Raw genomic sequence first — 16,655 nt, forward strand, 5'->3', positions numbered from 1 at the left:
GAGTTGATCCTATGGAAGCAGGAGGAAAAAAAACTTCGCACAGCTATTTGGAGGATGCGGAAGTCAAGCGGCTTATTGCACTGAGTCAATCCGGTGATAATGAGGCTCGTGAGACACTGGTCAATAGTAATATCCGGCTCGTCTGGTCTGTCGTGCAGCGCTTTATGAACCGGGGGTATGAACCTGACGATCTTTTTCAAATTGGTTGCATCGGCTTGTTAAAATCGGTGGATAAATTCGATCTCAGCTACGAAGTCAAATTTTCAACATATGCAGTACCGATGATTATCGGTGAGATTCAACGGTTCCTGCGTGATGACGGTACACTCAAAGTTAGCCGTTCCTTGAAGGAAACGGCCAATAAGGTCCGCAAAATGAAAGACGAGCTATCCAAACGGCTCAACCGTCTGCCTACAGTCAAGGAAGTTGCTGATGAGCTGGGAGTGACACCGGAGGATGTTGTTTTTGCGCAGGAGGCCAATAAGCCGCCTACCTCCATTCACGAAACGGTGTTCGAAAATGACGGTGATCCAATTACACTTATGGATCAGATTGCTGACGAATCACAGGAAAGGTGGTTCGACAAGCTGGCACTCAATGAAGCCATTGGCGGACTATCTGAGCGGGAGCGGTTGATTGTGTACCTGCGCTATTACCGGGATCAGACTCAATCAGAGGTTGCAAGTCGGCTTGGTATTTCTCAGGTACAGGTATCACGGCTGGAAAAAAAGATTTTACAACTGATCCGCGATCAGATTGCCCAATAATAACAGTCAGGATCTTAGTGAAATCCTTATGCTTACGTATTTAAAAAGGGTATTCCAAAGCCATTTTAATGGCCAGGGGTACTCTTTTTTGCGTGGGATAAAAGACAATACACAGAATAGGTTTCCTCGCTTCGTTCCATACTAATCGATAATTACGAGGATAAGGAGGGGATCGGATGACTCATAGTCCGGCTCCTACAGTAGCTCCTATTGTCTACTTGCGGCTCCGCAGCCGTGTTCGCATGATACAAGGGCAGGATTTACATTTGGGTGATGTAGCCCATCTGCTGACTAATCCTGAATGGGAAAAGGATCTGCTTGAGCTTGTTCTCAAGCGGCCGCAGCACCAGGACGGTAATCTGATACTGATAGACATGCTGCAGATCATAGCAAAAATTAGAGATCATATTCCGGGGGTCGTAGTTGAATCTCTCGGGAAGCCACATGTACTTGTGGAACTCGTGGAGAAACCCCGTAAGCCGTCCAAAATACTGTTTGTTTTGGTATGGGTGCTTCTGTTTTTTGGTTCTGCGCTGACAATTATGAATTTTCATGCCGACGTTAGCATGATGGAGGTACAGGTTCGGATTGTGGAGATGATTACGGGACATAAAGATGAACATCCGTACCTGTTTCAAATTGCTTACTCGATCGGCATCGGCTTTGGCATGATCGTTTTTTTTAATCACTTGTTCAAGAAAAATTGGAACGAGGAGCCGACGCCGCTGGAGGTGGAAATGTATCTGTACCAGGAAAATGTGGATCAGTATGTTGTGGCAGAGGAGTATGAAAAGATGGCCCGTTTGCACACAAAGGATAAGAAACCATGATATTTGTACAGGCTGCACTTCAGATTATTTTAGGTATTGCTGGGGGCCTTGCGGTGGGTAGCGGTGTAATTGCTTTTTTTATTGTGCTGGATATCATGCCGCGATTAGCACAACTCACCCGTACGTATAAAAAATCACGTGCATACGAAAAGGCAATGATTATAGGTTCAGTGCTGGGGACTGTGGTCGATTTTTGGAACATCTGCTTGCCACTACCGGGCATATTTACATGGATACCTGGGTTATTTTGCGGAGTGTTTATTGGTTTGCTCGCCGCGGCTTTAACGGAGGTATTGAATCTCCTGCCTATACTCGCCAAGCGACTCCACATGACCGTGTATATGTTCGGCCTATTAATGGCAATGGTGCTTGGAAAGGTGACGGGTTCCTTATTTGACTGGTTTGTATACAACCGTTAACAACGAAAGCGAAGGGGGCAAGGAATATGGATCACAGAGCGGATCAAGAGCAACATCAAGAAGACGGGGGAAACGGAAAGGAATATCATACTGACGGAGAAGAGTTGAGTCCATGGAAGGAAAAGCAGGCGCAGGAATCTGCACGTTTTAAACACAAAAAAGAGAGTGAGCGGTCTGATAACGTAGAGGAGTCCGTTCGCTACTGGCAGGCCGAAGATGATATATCGCCGAGGATGAAGGATAATAAGAATACACTTGAAACAGTATTAGGTTTGGGGGAGACCTTTGATGTTGTATTCAGGGAAATGACACTGGGTGGGCGTCATACCGGATATCTGTTCCTAAATACCTTTGCGAAAGATCAGATCATGCTTGAAGTGCTAAAGCGTCTCACCTATCTGACGCCAGATAATCTCTCTTCGGATGGACTACAAGCGTATTTCGAAAATTTTATTCCACATATTCAGGTGGAGAAGACAGATAAGATGTCTGTCGTCATTAACAAGGTGCTGACAGGGATGAGTGCCTTTTTCATGGAAGGCGAACGTTTTTCCCTTATTCTGGATACTCGTAATTATCCGGTGCGTAGTCCGGAGGAACCTTCTTTGGAGCGGGTTGTGCGCGGTGCCCGCGACGGGTTTACTGAAACAATGCTTACAAATGTAGGTTTGGTGCGCCGACGTTTGCGGGACCCAGGACTTAAATTTGAGGCTATGCAGGTCGGACGTCGAACCCGAACAGACGTATGTTTGGGCTACATTGACGATATTGTGGATAAGGTGATGGTGGATACTGTACGAGACAAAATTAAAAATGTTAATTTGGATGGTATTCCTCTGGCCGATAAGCAATTAGAGGAGACGATTATCAATAAAGGTTGGAATCCATATCCATTAGTACGATATTCGGAGCGACCAGATGTCGTGGCTTCGCATATTATGGAAGGAAGGCTCGTTATTTTCGTCGATACCTCACCCAGCGTGATGATCTTGCCTACCACTTTTTTTGACTTGTGTCAGCATGCAGAAGAGAATCGGCAAACTGCTTTTATGGGAAGTTATTTGCGCTGGGTACGTTTTTTAGGCATATTTGCCTCGATGTTTCTGCTTCCCATGTGGTTGCTAATGGTCATCAATCCCGAATTAAAACCGGCGTTTCTCGATTTTATCGGTCCTCAAAAGGAAGCACATCTTCCGCTGATTGCACAGTTTATCATCGTGGAACTAGGGGTCGATCTTATGCGAATGGCGGCTGTGCATACTCCGACACCACTGGCTTCCGCTATGGGCTTGATCGCAGCCATTCTGGTCGGTGACATAGCGGTTCAGACGGGACTTTTCGTGAATGAGGTCGTGCTGTATATGGCTGTCGCTGCCATAGGAATGTTCGCAACACCGAGCTACGAGCTAGGGCTGGCGAATAGACTGATTCGACTATTCCTGCTGGTTGCTGTTGCAATTTTTCACGTACCGGGCTTTGTCGTGGGTACGACACTGATCATTTTGATGCTGACGCTGCATCGGTCATATAATTCTTCGTATTTGTGGCCGTTCATTCCTTTTAATGCCAAAGCGTTAGCTTCCATCTTGTTCCGCATGCCTGTACTAGATGCACCTAACCGCCCGTCATCTAACAAAACGAGGGACAATACGCGTATGCCCCATACGGATGCCGACACAGATTCGAACTCAGGCAATGGACAAGAGCATTAATATAAATGATCTGCATAAAAATCCATTGTTCTTGATGTTTTTTTTGCTATACTGGTGTAAACATTCGATGGAATATGACTAGCTTGTTCCAGAAAGAGAGGCGCCAGAACATGTATTTGCATGGAAGCAGTAAAATTAACAGCAATGGACATTTGGAAATCGGCGGTTGTGATACAACACTTTTGAAAGAGCGTTTTGGCACACCGCTATATATTGTTGACGAACAGTTAGTCCGCCGGCGCTGCCGGGAGTATATAGAAGCTTTTCGTGAAACCGGATTGAAGTTTCAAGTCGCTTATGCAAGCAAAGCGTTTTGTGTTATGGCGATGTGCGCTTTAGCTGCTGAAGAAGGGATGTCACTTGACGTAGTTTCCAGTGGAGAATTGTTTACTGCGCTACAAGCAGGGTTCCCGGCAGAGCGAATCCATTTCCACGGCAATAACAAAACACCGGAAGAAATTGAAATGGCGTTAGATGCGCAAATTGGCTGCTTCGTCGTCGATAGCGAAATGGAGTTGCATTTGTTGCAGGCCCTTGCCTCCGAGAAAGAACAGCAGGTGAATATCTTACTGCGGGTTACACCAGGGGTTGAGGCGCATACGCATGAATATATGGCCACAGGTCAAGAAGATTCGAAATTTGGCTTTGACATTGGAAACGGTACAGCACGCCAAGCAGTGGAACAGGCTATCAAGCTAGACCATCTTAACCTGCTGGGGGTACATTCTCATATCGGTTCGCAAATATTCGAAGTGAATGGCTTCCAAATGGCTGCTGAACGGGTTGCAGCTTTTTCCAGAGAAATTAAGGAACAGCTTCAGTTTTCTTTCAAAGTGATTAATCTGGGTGGGGGATTTGGCATTCGCTACACAGAAGAGGACACACCACTGAAAGTATCAACCTATGTACAGGCTATCGGCGAAGCGGTGAAAACTTATTTTTCAGGACTTTACGATGAACTTCCAGAAATTTGGATTGAGCCGGGACGCAGTATTGTAGGCGATTCAGGCACGACCTTATATACGGTAGGAAGCATCAAGGATATTCCGCAGGTACGTAAATATGTCTCGGTAGATGGCGGGATGACAGATAATCCACGCCCTGCACTGTATCAGGCCAAGTATGAAGCGATGCTGGCTAATCGAGCGCAGGATACGAACGAAGAGACGGTGTCCATTGCGGGCAAATGCTGTGAAAGCGGCGATATGCTGATTTGGGATGTAGAGCTGCCTCGTATAAATAGCGGCGATTTGCTCGCTGTTGCCTCAACCGGAGCCTACAATTACTCCATGGCGAGTAATTATAACCGAATACGTCGACCAGCAGTTGTATTTGTCAACAACGGTGAGGCCGAGTTGGTAGTGCGTCGGGAAACCTACGAAGATATCGTACGCAACGATGTTGTGCCACAGCGCTTGATTCGTGATCAAGCTAGTCCGGTGGTTCAGCCCAACGCCAAGATTACCGTTTCGTCCTGATTTTAGAATTGTAAGATCATGCAGGCCATTGAGTCGGTAATAATACGCCGGGGACAATGGCTCTTTTTTTTTGGACAAGACTTTGCTAAGCGCGGCAATTCATAGTAAACTGGAACTTGATGTTATTTAGTTCTCAAAACAGGTTGAAAAGGAGATACAAACAATGAAAAAAGGTAGAATAGATCTTGAAAACGGCGGTATCGTTGAAATTGACTTTTTCCCAGAAGAAGCTCCAAACACCGTTGCTAACTTTGAAAAGCTGGCAAACAGCGGTTACTACAACGGTTTGAGCTTCCACCGTGTCATTCCGGGCTTTGTTGCTCAAGGTGGTTGTCCAATCGGTAACGGTACAGGCGGTCCTGGTTACACGATTGACTGTGAAACAGCTACGAATACAACAAAGCATGCCAAAGGCGTTCTGTCCATGGCTCATGCAGGTCGCAACACAGGTGGCAGCCAATTCTTTATCTGCTACGCTCCACAACCACATTTAGATGGAGTACATACTGTATTTGGTAAAGTAACCAAAGGTATGGAATTCATTGATGCTGTAAAACAAGGCGACAAAATGAAAGAGGTTAAAGTATTTGACGTGTAATTTTACCGTTAATTACATGATCTTTTTCAAATAGCGTTGCACCTAAGCCGTTCTGTCTTTGGACAGGGCGGCTTTTGTTGTCTTTTGTTTGACGGTTTATTGATTTTCGCAATCATGTAGGCATTACAGTGCGTTAGATCACATTCGAAAAGTAAGTGTTGTGATAGCCTTTCGATAAGAATGCATTTTCCATTTATTTTATATGAGTATTCAAACTCAGTAAGGATTGGAAAAGAAGGGGGCTTATCACATTGTCTATTTTAACGCGCACAAATCGACTCGGATTTTTTGAAATCCGGCTGGAATCCATTGGTGGACTCGGCGCTAATCTGGCTGGCAAAATGTTGGCCGAAACCGGGGTGCTTGGTCTGGGGCTGAATGCTTCAAATTTTTCGTCCTACGGTTCGGAAAAAAAGGGAACTCCGGTTAAAAGCTTCGTCCGCTTCTGTGAGCCGGAGGTCGATATTCGGGATCACAGTCCGATTGAGCAACCGCATGTGGTAGGCATTTTCCATGAAACGTTATACAAAACGGTAAATGTAATCAGCGGACTGCCAGCGGATGGGATTGTAGTGGTTAATTCCACGCGTCCAGCAGAAGAAATACGGGCTGATTTGGGACTGGTATCCGGTACACTAGCGGTGGTGGATGCGATGGGCATCGCACTGGAAGAGCGGACCAAACTAAATACGTCCATGCTCGGTGCCTTGTTCCGTGTCTGTGATTTCCTGGACCCGGAAGCGATGAGATCGGTTATACGCAGTACCTTTGAAAAGAAAAATCCACTGTTAGTGGAACCTAATCTCCGTACGTTTAACCGGGGGTATGAGGAAATGGAACTGCACGTATATCCAGTTACTGATGACGCAGAGGATCGGGCCTTTGAACGTCCGCAGCCACTGCTGGGATACGAAACGCAACTACTGGGGGGCGTTATTGCGACTCAGGGCAACAGCATGACGAGAGATGTTAGTGGTTCACGCCAGGGGTATGTGCCTGAATATGAAGCTGATAAATGTACCCATTGTGCCAAGTGTGATTCGATTTGCCCGGATTACTGTTTTGTATGGGAAGAGCAGGCAGACAAACGCGGAAGAATGACGCCATTTTTGCAAGGGATTGATTACCAGTATTGCAAAGGATGTCTGAAATGTGTAGATATTTGCCCATCGGGGGCACTAAGCTCGCGTCGGGAGCAATGGGGATGGGCGGAACGGAATCGAGTTGCCTACCAATTTCCGGTATATGAAGGAGGGCGTGCGTAATGGCAAAACTGGAGGAAGAACTCAAACAGACAGGCGCCGCGCAAGTGACAACGTTCGAATCCGGTAATGAAATGGCAGCTACGGCGGCTGCGCAGATTAATTATCATATGATGGGATATTTCCCGATTACTCCATCTACTGAGGTAGCGCAGTATTTGGATCAGATGAGAACGAGAGGTCAGCATAATATTAAGCTGGTTGCAGCAGACGGAGAACACGGATCGGCAGGGATTTGTTATGGAGCTGCCGCAGCGGGAGCGAGGGTTGTGAACGCCACTAGTTCGCAAGGTTTCCTGTACATGCTGGAGCAGTTACCTGTTCAGTCAGGTACCCGTTTTCCAATGGTTATGAATCTGGTGACACGAGCTGTCAGTGGTCCCCTGGATATTCGCGGGGATCATTCGGATCTGTACTATGGTTTGAATACAGGCTGGGTCATTTTGACGGCAAGTACACCACAGGCTGTGTATGATATGAACATCATGGCACTAAAAATCGCAGAGCATAGCGATGTTCGGCTACCTGTAATGGTTGCATATGACGGTTTTTATACGTCCCATCAAAAACGTAAAGTGCAATATTTTGCAGATGCTGAGACCGTGCGCGGTTTTGTAGGTCCTAACCCGAACTTAAATTATCCGAATATTACTGATTTTGATCATCCTGTTACCGTAGGTGCGCATATGAACGGTGATGACCTGACGAATAATCATGTTCAGCTGTCCGAAGCACTGAAGCTGTCAGAAGGAGTATATGAGCAGGTAGCAGCAGAATATGCCGCTTTATCCGGTCGGGAATACCCGATTTTAGATCTGTATCAAATGGAGGATGCTGAGGTCGCGGTATTCTTGTTGAATTCGGCGGCTGAATCGGCTAAGGATGTGGCGGATCAACTCCGTGCGCGCGGAATTAAAGCTGGTGTGATACGTCCGAATATCATCCGACCGTTCCCAGCCGCACAACTGCGGGAAGCCTTACGTGATGTCAAGGCGCTGCTGGTAGGTGAACGTGCAGACTCGTATGGGGCAGACGGCGGGAATTTAACGCATGAAATTAAGGCGGCCTTGCAGGAGGACCCACTGAATCGGACACTCGTGTTGAGCCGTATTTTTGGCTTGGGCGGCAAGGATTTTTATGCGGAAGATGCAGAGGCGTTCTTCCAGCTTGCGATTGAGGCGGCAGAGGCCGGACGAGCGGAGAAGCCCTTTGATTATTACGGTATTAATCCGGGTTCACCGGACAAGGTGATGCCGCAAGTTATGCAGCCGCCACGTGGCAATGCATACCGTACGGGCCTGATTCAGGTTACGCCGGACGAGGCGACCGGGAAGCTCAAAGTCAAGGTGCCACCCCTGCGGTCGTTGACAACCAAACCACGCCGTCTTACACCAGGTCACGGGGCTTGCCCAGGATGTGGGGCATTGTCTGCGCTGGAACTGTTTTTCAAAGGTATTGAAGGGGATATTGTCGTGTTGTTCCAGACAGGCTGCGTTTATGTGACGACGACAGGGTATCCATATACATCACACAAACAACCGATGATCCACAATCTTTTTCAAAACGGGGCCGCTACACTTTCAGGAGCGCTGGAAGCTTATATGGAAATGAAGCGCCGTAATGAAATTGAAATGTCGGACGATCCGACCTTTATCATGATCAGTGGTGACGGTGGGATGGATATAGGTATGGGTTCTGCGATTGGTGCGGCTCTGCGTAATCATAAGCTGATCATGCTGGAATATGATAACGAAGGGTACATGAATACAGGTTCACAGCAATCATACTCCACTCCGGTTGGTCACATGACCAGTACGTCGGGTGTAGGGAAAATGCAAAAAGGAAAGCAAGGACATCACAAGGATACCGTACAAATCATGGCTGCTTGTAACATTCCGTATGCTTTTACAGCAGCTGAAAGTCATCCGCAGGATATGCTGCGCAAAGCAGCCAAGGCTCAATGGTATGCGAACAACGTGGGTACGGCCTATGGTAAGATCCTGTGCGCCTGCCCGCTGAATTGGAAATCTGATGACAGACTGGGCACCAGCATTGTGGGCGCTGCAGTCGAGTCTTGTTTCTTTCCTTTGTACGAAATAGAGCAAGGCAGTACGACAATTACGTACAATCCGGAAGACAAGGGAAAACGGATTCCAGCTGCTGAATGGTTGAAATTAATGGGTAAAACGAAGCATCTTCTCAAGGAGGAGGCTACGCTGGCTACCTTTGAGCAGGAGATTGAGCGTCGCTGGACTATCCTGAAAAAGAAACATGAAATTTCAGAGCTATAATTACGTTTTTTGCATAATCATCGATTAACATTGTTAGCCGCTGTTACTGTAGTGGTTCAATCAAGATTCTTTGCGTTTATTGCGCAAAGAATCTTTTTTGTCGTTTATGGGTTGAAGCATAAAAAAACAGGTAATGATTTCCGATATAGGAGTGGAGGCCTATAAGAGGCACGTTAAAAAGTTTTCTTCTGAATTTTAAGATGCAATGAGGTGCAGGTAATGATTAAGCTGAATACAGTTGAAATAATCGAAATTATAAAGAAGCAGATCCCTAAGGTTATGAACATCCAGCCAGTGGAGCTAAAGTTTACGGATGATTTTGGACGGGCATCGTTGGCAGCGACAGAACACAAATTCACGCTGACGAACCAGCATTATTCTGCCAAGGTGATGGATTGCGTGTTAGAAACACAGGTACGCCCCATTTTAATGTGCGAAATTATTTATTTTCTGAAATGCGAGTTTATTGACGGACATGTTGATGTGCGACTGGATTATGAAGCAAGTTCTGAGGAAGGACGGGGACCGGTTGCTTCAGCCGTAATTACCTTTGATCATGCAACAGAGTTGGGAGTCGAGGAACTGGCCGATCTGATTGACTTGGCGCTTCATATGAATGATAAAACCTGGTTTGAAGAACTCTCCAGCCAATATGTCAAAACCAAAGCAGGAGCTTCTATTAGATAACTTGCTTTTTTTAGAAGTCGGTGCTAATATACGTAACAAGTTTAATGTTAATTCAATTAAATAAGAGCAAGATCCTTCGGGGCGGGGCGAAATTCCCCACCGGCGGTGATGACATGTTTGTGGACCGTTTTTGTGAGAAACAGCATGGCTTAGTCCGTGACCCGGATGCTGAATGATCGGCAGAAGGTGGACCTGGTGCAAATCCGGGACCGACAGTATAGTCTGGATGGGAGAAGGATACGAAGCGCATGTGCATGACGTGACATGTGCCGATTTTTAGCATACCCAATTGTGCGTACGGCTTATTTCGTTGTAGGACAGCATCGGGCGATAGCTTGCTTAAGCTTTCTTTTTGATGGTGTTCAGAGCGTATTTGGTTGTATCCTCAGTCATGCTTTCTATTGGCAAACCTATGATTTCATGTCGTCTTAAGATGCATATGAACTGCGCTTGTATACTACAAATGTGACTCTCATCACCCCCATGACGGATTGAATCCGAACTGGGGGTTTTTTGCGCTTATAGCTGATGAATTAGGGATAAACTGAAATGTAGTGGAAAGGAGTGAAGGCATGTTTACCGGATTGGTCGAGGAAGTGGGTCGCATTCAAACTATTTCCAAAAGCGGTGAAGCGATGGTGCTGGGGATTTCGGGTTCCGTGGTGTTGGGCGATTTGAAAATAGGAGACAGTGTCTCAGTGAATGGCGTTTGCCTGACGGCGATACAGATCGGTACGAAAGACTTTAAGGTTGATGTGATGCCGGAAACCTTTCGCAGCAGTAATCTGAAAGAGTTGAGATCAGGCAGCCGAGTCAACCTGGAGCGAGCGATGGCGGCGAGCGGAAGGTTCGGAGGACATATCGTGCAAGGACATGTGGACGGGACGGGAACGATTCGCGGGGTAACATCAGATCAGAATGCAGTTGTGTTCGAAATTGAGCCTAAAAATAAAACATTATTTAAATATATTCTTCTCAAAGGGTCAATCACAATTGATGGTATCAGCCTCACAGTCGCACAGCGTACGAGAGATACCTTTGCCGTATCCATTATTCCCCACACCTTATCCGAAACGGCCTTACAAGCCAAACGTGAGGGAGATACCGTCAATATCGAATGCGATATTTTGGGCAAATATGTAGAACAGCTTTTAAATTACAGAGGTGCAGCGGAGGCGGAGATAGTAGAAGAAGCTCCTCTCAGTTTGGACTATTTGGCGAAACACGGCTTTGCCTGATATTGAAGGGTAAGCCTGTTTAGAAGCATTCGTGGCACAAGACATAAGGAGGAAAGTGTTATGGATAGAGGTAGCCAAACAAGTGCAATGGCAAACGTCATAGAGCATGGCGAGTTGGAACATGACGAAGAGATTCGTTTGGATTCCATCGAAGCAGCGTTGGAGGACTTAAAAAACGGTAAAGTCGTTATTGTAGTGGATGATGAACAGCGCGAAAATGAAGGCGATTTTATCGCTTTGGCTGAAAAAGCGTCGCCTGAGGTCATTAATTTCATGATTACAGAGGGTCGCGGGTTGGTCTGTGTGCCAATCACACGACAAAGAGCCGAGGCCTTGGAATTGCATCCTATGGTAGAGCAAAATACAGATTTCCACGGTACTGCCTTTACGGTATCGGTAGATCATATGAAGACAACAACGGGTATTTCAGCGGCCGAGCGCTCCTTGACTGTACGCGCCTTGGCAGACGAAGCAGTCACAGGCAGTGATTTCCGCAAGCCTGGTCACATGTTTCCGCTGATTGCTCGCGATGGTGGTGTCTTGCAGCGTGCTGGTCACACTGAAGCGGCTGTTGATCTGGCCCGACTCAGTGGCTTCAAGCCTGCTGGGGTCATTTGCGAAATTATAAAGGAAGATGGCTCAATGGCCCGCCTGCCTGATCTGGCAGTGGTCGCCAAGCGACATCAATTGAAGCTGATCAGTATTCAGCATTTGGTGGACTACCGTCGTCGTTTGTCATTGTAAAAATACATCTTGGTTCCAAGTAAATCTGAAGTATTGTCCGAAGTCCCTAAATAATTAAACTAAGAGAGGTTGATTAAACATGGCACGTTTTCTAGAAGGTAATCTCATATCGAACGGTTTAAAATATGGTATTGTGGTAGGCAGATTTAATGAGTTTATTACGACCAAGCTGTTAAGCGGCGCAATTGACGCACTTCAACGACATGGTGCACAGGAAGATGAAATTGATGTAGCCTGGGTACCGGGTGCATTTGAAATTTCACTGATTGCACAAAAAATGGCTGCAAGCGGCAAATATGATGCCGTAATTACGCTGGGTACGGTCATCCGTGGTTCTACTTCACATTATGATATCGTCTGCAATGAAGTGGCCAAGGGTGTGGCAGCGAGCAGCCTGAAAACGGGAGTGCCCGTTATTTTTGGTGTAGTGACTACAGAAAACATTGAACAGGCTATTGAACGAGCAGGTACAAAGGCTGGTAATAAAGGTTGGGATTCTGCACTGGCTGCGATTGAAATGGCCAATCTCGGCAAGCAATTTTAATGATAGGAATAGCTGAATAGAACGCTATAAACTGCAAGGTGAAAAAGGGATTGGATTGTTAAGCAAGGCGATGACGTATATACTACAGAAAGAGGGATTGATAACGTAGAGCATAAGTGCTATAGGGAAAGGTATTGTTGAATGATGATTGGAGTAAGGCAGGGGGAAGCACATTGACAGTCGTAAATTACAAGCTGGAAACATTCGAGGGTCCGCTGGATCTACTGTTGCATCTGATTGATAAAGCCGAGATCGACATTCAGGATATCCCGATTAGCGATATTACTGATCAGTATATGGCTTTTTTGCACAGTATGCAGGAGCTGGAACTGGACATTACGAGCGAGTTTCTGGTGATGGCGGCGACGCTCTTATCTATTAAGAGTAAATTGTTGCTTCCCAAGCCACCTGTGATGGAATATGACGATTTGGATTTTTATGAGGAAGAGGATTATGATCCACGTGAGGAACTGGTCCGCAAGCTGGTGGAGTATCGTAAATATAAAGGGATTGCTCGCCATCTAAGTGAACGTGAGTGGGAGCGGAGTCTAATTTATGGCAAGGAGCCAGAAGATCTAAGCGCATTCCTGCCCACTGAACCCGCAAATCCGGTGCATGGGCTGCATGCAAGCGATTTGGTTGCGGCCTTTCAGCGTGCTTTGCGCAAAGCAGAACGACGTACGACGGTAACCCGTGTTCATCGGGATGAAATATCAGTCAAGGATCGTATCCGGCAAGTTATTGGAGCTTTAGAGATGGTGGGGAATGGAGGACGGCTGCTGTTCTCCAAGCTGATGCATGAGGATATGTATCGGCATGAAGTGGTTGTGACCTTTTTGGCTATCCTTGAACTGATGAAAATGAAGCAAATTTTCTGTTATCAGGAGAAGCTTTTCGATGATATTGTAATGGAGTGGAGAGGGGATTTACGGGTTAATGGATTATCTGAAGCTGAAATCAATTATTGAGGGACTGCTGTTTCTCGCAGGAGAGGAAGGGTTGTCCACCAAGCAGATCGCCGACATTGTAGAGCAGCAGCAAGAGCTGGTTGAACAGTGCCTGGAAGATATGAAGCAGGACATGGAGCAGGGGGGAAGAGGCCTGCAACTTGTCCGTATTGCCGGTCATTATCAGCTTGCAACTTTATCCGAACATGCACCTTACTTTGAAAAGCTCGCATACTCTCCGGCACGTGCCTCACTGTCTCAAGCTGCTTTGGAGACGCTGGCCATTGTGGCCTACCGCCAGCCCATTACAAGAGTTGAAATCGAAGAGATTCGGGGGGTCAAATCCGAGCGGGCCATACATACACTGGTCAACAAGGAGCTCATTGAAGAGAAAGGTCGAGCTGAAGCCATCGGACGGCCAATATTGTACGGAACGACGAAATCATTTTTGGATTATTTCGGTCTGGGCTCTTTGGCAGATCTACCACAACCGGAGTTGTTCGAAGATTCGGACAATTTGGAGGAAGAGACTCAATTATTGTTCGAGCGTCTGGAGAGCAGCCAGCCTGCAGCCAACGATCTGGATCTTGAATCCCAATAAAGTTCATCCGGATCTTGCGGCTCACTTATGTAAAATTTCAAATAGACAGCCAGTCCTCAAGTATTTAGGGGCTGGCTGTTGGTATTTAAGATGCATGATTTTCCGGCGAACGGTCATACTATTTTTGCCATGATATTTATAGCAAAAAGGTAGGGAGGACTCGCCAGTGTGGAAATGGATCAGTATCGCCATCATCGTCGTTATATTACTTGTGCTGGCTATTCTGCTCTCTCGTATTCGATTGAAGCTGGATATTGCCAAACATGACAATGATGATCGGGCGCATCTAGAGATCAGATTTCTATACGGGATGATTAAAATAAATTACGATGTTCCGGCCATTCTCATAACAGGTTTGAAAAAAGGGCTTCTCTATCGGCTTGATCGCAACAAAAACATACATAAAACGGATGCTTCCGTGGATAGCGGTAATATTGATACAGAAAAAATCAAGCAATTTATATATGATATACGGGTTTTGCTCAAGGGAACGAAATCCTTCAATCGATGGTTGCGACATACATTGGCACATGTGACGATGTCCAAAATGGAGTGGTCCACCAACATTAGTCTTGCTGACGCGGCTTATACAGCTACCTCAACCGGTATTTTGTGGGGATTAAAAACGACCTTGATCGGTTTTGCTTCCAGCTTTGTGCGCATGGATTGTACCCCTAAGCTGTATGTTGTGCCGTATTGGGTGGATCGCTTGCGTTTTACCACCACTTTGAACTGTGAAGCAAACGTATCGCTCGGCTATTTAATTTTCTCCATGCTCATCTTAGCTTACCGCATATGGCGCGTTCCGGGTGGACCCGAGGCATGGAAGCGGGTTTTTTTCAAAAAAAATGAAGATCTTCAAGCTAACAATGAAAGATAAACAATGAAGTGTGGTGAAACTTAATCTTTCTGAACTTTGGGATTTCAGTGTCCTCCAGATTAAGACATAACCGAATCGGATGACATACATATTTCCTTGAACCCTTGCGCACAATAGCGAAAGAAAAGGCAATCTACGCTTGAGATAAGCAGAGGAGGAATTAATCATGTCAGATCACCCGATTCAAGGGCTCATGCAAACCGCAATGGAAAACATCAAAGCCATGGTAGACGTGAATACGATTGTGGGAGACGCGGTGGAAACACCCGATGGTTCCGTTATTTTGCCAATCAGTAAGGTAGGATTTGGTTTCGCTGCCGGGGGAAGTGATTTTAACGTAGACGAAGAGGCACTTCATACTTCCTCGGCTTCCGGTAATCATAGCGGGAAGGAAGTTCATCCTTTTGGTGGCGGTAGCGGTGGTGGTGTATCTATTCATCCCATTGCTTTTCTGGTTGTTGGCAAACAGGGGGCACAAATCGTTCCATTGGACAATCAAACGCATCTGATTGAGAAACTCATTGACTCTACCCCATACCTGATTGATAAGGTTCAGTCTATCTTCCAGAATACAGGCGGCAACGTGCAGACTCCACCTCCACAGGTACCTGTAGATATTAATATTGATCAAAGTAATTCTGGACCGGCTTACTTGTAAAAGTCATTGGAAATGAAATGCGTTCTCTCCGGAAGGTATCCCAAAGCCGAGTATAGGCTAAGGAATACCTTCTTTTCTGCTTACACTTGGTCCTATCCCAGAATATACTGCCTTCCCCCAATGACAGCATGTATACGGTGACTGTATTCCTGGTGATACAAAGTATGCAGCGACAATTCATTTTTCCGAATTCCTTCGGTAGCGAACTGCGATAAGTAGATGAAGTCCGGATAGACCACTTCATTCGTCAAATAAGCAGATACCGTGGCTTCCGGCCGACGATGTTGATTCAGGGAATCGATAATACCCTTCGCCGGCAAGATGCCAATCCCATGTCCATAAAACAAGTCTTCCTTCAGCTTAACGACATTTTCTCCTTTCCATTCCAATGTTTCAGATGACACATCCGGATTGTTGAAATACAGAATATCGCCAGGAGCTGCTTTATGACTCCCTTGCTGCTGTATGAGCCTGAGGTCACTGTCATAATGCCAGTCATACAGCAGCATACCTGCAAAAATCCGATTAAACTCACTTTCCAGAATGGAATCCAGCACTCCTTTGTACAGCACAATAACCATAGATGTTGCACATTCAAAAGCGTATTGATGACCGTTTAAAAAAATGTCTCTGATCCCCTCTGCCGGAGTGACACCTGCTTTGATCTGAAAACCACCCTTTTCCGTTAAATCCCAAAATTGCTGGTTGCAACGTGCGGTAGCAAAAGTGGCAAAGGATACACCGCTTCGATGCAATGCTTCTGCGGACTCTACAATCCGTGATCTTAAAATCATTTCAAACTGGAGACGCAGCATGATGTAACCCCCGATCCATATTTAACTTTGCTAACTAATATATATGTACTCGGGAGGGCAAGTTGCTTGGTTTATGCAGAAAGAAAGCAAAAAGAGAGCGGCTAATGGCTGTCCCGTAAAGGAATTTTCTGTTATAAAGGTGGACATACTTTGAACAGCTTGGACATAGAATGGTACAAGACTT

The 16,655-nt window shown here is 46.1% G+C and carries 17 protein-coding genes and 1 riboswitch; of the genes, 16 read left to right on the forward strand and 1 reads right to left on the reverse strand.

Going from position 1 to position 16,655, the window contains the following annotated elements:
* The first annotated feature begins 11 nt into the window (after nucleotides 1–11).
* The 16 genes from sigF (at nucleotide 12) to ytfJ (ending at nucleotide 15,656) form a co-directional block, all read left to right on the forward strand.
* The gene (sigF, locus tag NLX78_RS21095; protein ID WP_023989213.1) at nucleotides 12–767 is read left to right on the forward strand and encodes an RNA polymerase sporulation sigma factor SigF; all 756 of its coding nucleotides are present in this window, start codon (nucleotides 12–14) and stop codon (nucleotides 765–767) included.
* A gap of 176 nt (nucleotides 768–943) precedes the next feature.
* The gene (locus NLX78_RS21100) at nucleotides 944–1,597 is read left to right on the forward strand and encodes a stage V sporulation protein AA (protein ID WP_039270998.1); all 654 of its coding nucleotides are present in this window, start codon (nucleotides 944–946) and stop codon (nucleotides 1,595–1,597) included.
* A complete protein-coding gene (locus NLX78_RS21105) occupies nucleotides 1,594–2,016 on the forward strand; it encodes a stage V sporulation protein AB (protein ID WP_039271000.1) in 423 nt (140 codons plus the stop codon). The genes NLX78_RS21100 and NLX78_RS21105 overlap by 4 nt, the downstream gene beginning before the upstream one ends.
* A gap of 26 nt (nucleotides 2,017–2,042) precedes the next feature.
* Nucleotides 2,043–3,728 carry a spore germination protein gene (locus NLX78_RS21110; RefSeq protein ID WP_254351438.1) on the forward strand — a complete coding sequence of 562 codons (1,686 nt, stop codon included), beginning with the start codon at nucleotides 2,043–2,045 and terminating at the stop codon, nucleotides 3,726–3,728.
* A gap of 110 nt (nucleotides 3,729–3,838) precedes the next feature.
* The gene (lysA, locus tag NLX78_RS21115; RefSeq protein ID WP_061829240.1) at nucleotides 3,839–5,206 is read left to right on the forward strand and encodes a diaminopimelate decarboxylase; all 1,368 of its coding nucleotides are present in this window, start codon (nucleotides 3,839–3,841) and stop codon (nucleotides 5,204–5,206) included.
* A gap of 163 nt (nucleotides 5,207–5,369) precedes the next feature.
* Nucleotides 5,370–5,804, forward strand: a complete 435-nt coding sequence (locus NLX78_RS21120; protein WP_013310775.1) for a peptidylprolyl isomerase — start codon at nucleotides 5,370–5,372, stop codon at nucleotides 5,802–5,804.
* A 251-nt stretch (nucleotides 5,805–6,055) separates the two neighbouring features.
* Nucleotides 6,056–7,069, forward strand: a complete 1,014-nt coding sequence (locus NLX78_RS21125) for a 2-oxoacid:acceptor oxidoreductase family protein (protein ID WP_254351439.1) — start codon at nucleotides 6,056–6,058, stop codon at nucleotides 7,067–7,069.
* The gene (locus NLX78_RS21130) at nucleotides 7,069–9,357 is read left to right on the forward strand and encodes a thiamine pyrophosphate-dependent enzyme (RefSeq protein WP_061829238.1); all 2,289 of its coding nucleotides are present in this window, start codon (nucleotides 7,069–7,071) and stop codon (nucleotides 9,355–9,357) included. The genes NLX78_RS21125 and NLX78_RS21130 overlap by 1 nt, the downstream gene beginning before the upstream one ends.
* Before the next feature lie 219 nt (nucleotides 9,358–9,576).
* Complete coding sequence (locus NLX78_RS21135; protein WP_039271008.1) at nucleotides 9,577–10,044, forward strand: IDEAL domain-containing protein; 468 nt, start codon at nucleotides 9,577–9,579, stop codon at nucleotides 10,042–10,044.
* 68 nt (nucleotides 10,045–10,112) lie between these two features.
* A riboswitch (FMN riboswitch) is annotated at nucleotides 10,113–10,286 on the forward strand.
* A gap of 330 nt (nucleotides 10,287–10,616) precedes the next feature.
* Complete coding sequence (gene ribE, locus NLX78_RS21140) at nucleotides 10,617–11,282, forward strand: riboflavin synthase (protein ID WP_254351440.1); 666 nt, start codon at nucleotides 10,617–10,619, stop codon at nucleotides 11,280–11,282.
* Nucleotides 11,283–11,342: 60 nt separating this feature from the next.
* A complete protein-coding gene (gene ribB / locus NLX78_RS21145; protein WP_302057459.1) occupies nucleotides 11,343–12,026 on the forward strand; it encodes a 3,4-dihydroxy-2-butanone-4-phosphate synthase in 684 nt (227 codons plus the stop codon).
* A 79-nt stretch (nucleotides 12,027–12,105) separates the two neighbouring features.
* Entirely contained in the window at nucleotides 12,106–12,570 is a 465-nt protein-coding gene (ribH, locus tag NLX78_RS21150; RefSeq protein ID WP_250268717.1) for a 6,7-dimethyl-8-ribityllumazine synthase, read from the forward strand.
* Nucleotides 12,571–12,743: 173 nt separating this feature from the next.
* Entirely contained in the window at nucleotides 12,744–13,538 is a 795-nt protein-coding gene (locus tag NLX78_RS21155; RefSeq protein ID WP_103048712.1) for a segregation and condensation protein A, read from the forward strand.
* The gene (gene scpB / locus NLX78_RS21160) at nucleotides 13,507–14,118 is read left to right on the forward strand and encodes an SMC-Scp complex subunit ScpB (protein ID WP_013310766.1); all 612 of its coding nucleotides are present in this window, start codon (nucleotides 13,507–13,509) and stop codon (nucleotides 14,116–14,118) included. The genes NLX78_RS21155 and scpB overlap by 32 nt, the downstream gene beginning before the upstream one ends.
* A gap of 166 nt (nucleotides 14,119–14,284) precedes the next feature.
* Nucleotides 14,285–14,998 carry a DUF2953 domain-containing protein gene (locus tag NLX78_RS21165; protein WP_061829235.1) on the forward strand — a complete coding sequence of 238 codons (714 nt, stop codon included), beginning with the start codon at nucleotides 14,285–14,287 and terminating at the stop codon, nucleotides 14,996–14,998.
* Nucleotides 14,999–15,164: 166 nt separating this feature from the next.
* Entirely contained in the window at nucleotides 15,165–15,656 is a 492-nt protein-coding gene (ytfJ, locus tag NLX78_RS21170) for a GerW family sporulation protein (protein WP_254351441.1), read from the forward strand.
* A 92-nt stretch (nucleotides 15,657–15,748) separates the two neighbouring features.
* Here the strand turns inward: ytfJ and NLX78_RS21175 are convergent, their stop codons facing one another.
* On the reverse strand, nucleotides 15,749–16,471 hold the full coding sequence (locus tag NLX78_RS21175) for a protein-glutamine gamma-glutamyltransferase (RefSeq protein ID WP_254351442.1): 723 nt from the start codon (nucleotides 16,469–16,471) through the stop codon (nucleotides 15,749–15,751).
* Between the last annotated feature and the right edge of the window lie 184 nt (nucleotides 16,472–16,655).

Origin of the sequence: Paenibacillus sp. Lou8.1 (genome assembly GCF_024213565.1) — a bacterium.
GTDB lineage: Bacteria > Bacillota > Bacilli > Paenibacillales > Paenibacillaceae > Paenibacillus > Paenibacillus polymyxa_B.